Raw genomic sequence first — 1,338 nt, forward strand, 5'->3', positions numbered from 1 at the left:
TGAGTTCTCAAAGAACACGCACACACCATCGCTCCGCGCCTTCGCGCCTTGCTCCGGGGCAACCGTTCTAGCCTAACACTCTGAACTCGCGGACGCAAACACTGTCTGCGATCTTCGTGTTGGCTGCTCGACCGATCAGGGCGCAACCGCTTTCCGTACCTCTCGGTCCGGGTCGGCGTCCGTGTCGCTCGAACGACGACAAAGTTACGCCACCGCTAACGGGCCGTCAAATCCGCAGGTCAGCGGCCCGTCGGCGGTGGCGGCAGTGCGCTCAGCCGCGTTCGACTCGCACGCCGGCAAAGTTGCGCTTGCCTCGCCGCAGGACAAGCCAGCGGTCGTGCAGCAGATCCGCGCTCGACGGGGTCCACTCCTCGGATGAGATCCGTTGGTTGTTCACGGAGGCACCCCCCTCCTTGATCGTGCGTCGGGCAGCGCCCTTGCTCTCGCACAGGCCGGTCGCGACGAGCAGGTCCACGATCGTGCCGGGCTGCCCGTCGTGCACTTCCGCGACGGAGGCCTCCGCCAGCGCGGCCGAGAGGGTCGCTTCGTCCAGGTCCGCCAACTCTCCACGACCGAACAGCGCCCGGCTCGCAAGTTCGACCGCCCGGGTGTTGGCCTCGCCGTGAACGAGGGTCGTCATTTCGGCCGCAAGGCGGCGCTGCGCCTCGCGCGCCTGCGGTCGCTCGGCCGTCGCCGTCTCGAGTTCGGCCAGTTCGTCCTGATCCAGGAACGTGAACCACCGCAGGTACTTCACGACGTCGGCGTCGGCGGCGTTGACGAAGTACTGGTACCAGGCGTACGGCGTGGTCATCTCCGGGTCGAGCCAGAGGCTTCCGCCGCCGGTGGATTTCCCGAACTTCTTGCCGTCGGCCGAGGTGACGAGCGGGACGGTGAGCGCGTGCACGGCGGCACCGTCGGTCCGTCGGTTGAGCTCGACGCCCGCGATGATGTTGCCCCACTGGTCCGACCCCCCCACCTGCAGCGTGCACCCGTGCTCGCGACGCAACTGCACGTAGTCGTTGGCCTGCAGCAGCATGTAGCTGAACTCGGTGTACGAGATGCCGTCGCCCTCGAGCCGGCGCTTCACCGTGTCGCGAGCGAGCATGACGTTGACGGAGAAGTGCTTGCCGATATCGCGGAGGAAGTCGACGACGCTGAGCGAGGAGGTCCAGTCGGCGTTGTTCACGACGATCGCGCTGGTCGGCGAATCGTCGAAGTCCACGAACCGCTCGAGCTGACCGCGGATGCGTGCGGCCCATTCGGCGACCGTGTCCGCCGAGTTCATGGTCCGCTCCCCTCCCTCCCGCGGATCTCCGATCATGCCGGTAGCGCCGCCCG

The 1,338-nt window shown here is 67.2% G+C and carries 1 protein-coding gene; it reads right to left on the bottom strand.

From position 1 onward, the window contains the following. Window positions 1-271 precede the first annotated feature (271 nt). Window positions 272-1,338, bottom strand: a 1,067-nt coding sequence (gene tyrS / locus CQZ88_RS04945; protein ID WP_258008445.1) for a tyrosine--tRNA ligase, incomplete at its 5' end; no start/stop codon positions are given.

It is taken from the genome of Rhodococcus sp. ENV425, assembly GCF_002887785.1.
Taxonomy (GTDB): domain Bacteria; phylum Actinomycetota; class Actinomycetes; order Mycobacteriales; family Mycobacteriaceae; genus Rhodococcus; species Rhodococcus aetherivorans.